This window comes from Alteromonas sp. 5E99-2, from assembly GCF_017368475.1.
Lineage (GTDB): Bacteria > Pseudomonadota > Gammaproteobacteria > Enterobacterales > Alteromonadaceae > Alteromonas_F.
The window spans coordinates 1-1,240 of sequence record NZ_JAFNJE010000048.1 but is presented as its reverse complement, the minus strand read 5'-3'; the positions used below and the strand labels follow the sequence as shown (position 1 = coordinate 1,240).

Sequence of the window (1,240 nt, the reverse complement as noted above, 5' to 3'; positions counted from 1 at the left end):
CTGGCTATTTTAAAAGTGGGCGGGGCGTATGTGCCTATAGAGCCAAGCTTACCTAAAGCACGTATTGAATACATTATGCAAAGCAGTGGATTAAACCTATTGCTAAGCCAGTCACACTTAATACAAGGGCTAATCAATGAGTCGTTAACTGATGTGAAAATCACAACGCTTGATGATTTAGACACAACAAGGTACAGCACTCAAAATGTCAATGCAGCAATCCATGCTGAGCAAATAGCTTATGTTATTTACACTTCTGGCTCGACAGGTAAACCAAAGGGTGTCGCGAATAGGCATAGTGCTTTATATAATAGATTAGCTTGGATGCAAGATGCTTACTCATTAACACCAAATGACAATGTGTTACAAAAAACACCTTTTGGTTTTGATGTGTCAGTATGGGAGTTCTTTTGGCCATTAATGTATGGCGCAAAGTTGGTTGTTGCACCTGTAGGCATTCATAAAAACCCAGAAGAGCTTATCAACACCATTGATACTCACCAAATTAGTACTCTTCATTTTGTTCCATCGATGTTACAAGCGTTTGTGAGCAGTAGTTCGGTAACTAGCTGTAGCTCATTAAAACGTATTGTTTGTAGCGGTGAGGCATTACCTGCACCTTTACAAGCAGATATATTAGATAAACTACCGAATGCGGCTTTGTATAATCTATATGGGCCTACTGAAGCGGCTATTGATGTCACACATTGGACATGTACAGGCAGCGCAGATGTAGCGGTGCCAATTGGCTCACCTATTTCAAATACAGCAACCTATGTTCTTGATGATGGATTAAATATAGTGCCTCATGGCTGTGCAGGAGAGTTATATCTGGCAGGGGCAGGGCTAGCTCGAGGGTATTTAAATAGAGCGGCGTTAACATCAAGTAGCTTTATTGCCAACCCGTTTAGTGACTCAGGCGAGCAGCTTTATCGCACAGGTGATTTAGTGCGTTTAAATGCAGATAACGAGTTGGAGTATTTAGGGCGTATTGACCATCAGGTGAAGATTCGTGGATTTAGAATCGAGCTAGGTGAGATAGAAAGTGCCTTACTACAGCAAGAGGACATTCATGAAGCGGTAGTGGTTGCACAATCCCATCAAGGCAGTGAGCGATTAGTGGCTTATGTGTCAGCGACAGCAGGTACCCAAACTCCCTTAGAAACACAAAACATTCAAAGGGAATTACATGAAAGCCTGCCTGATTATATGGTGCCAGGGATCATAGTGGTATTGGATG

Annotated in this window: 1 protein-coding gene; it reads left to right on the top strand. The window is 42.2% G+C overall.

The window, feature by feature from the left end:
* The coding region (locus J3L16_RS15800; protein ID WP_207614027.1) for an amino acid adenylation domain-containing protein at nucleotides 1-1,240 on the top strand (1,240 nt) is incomplete at both ends.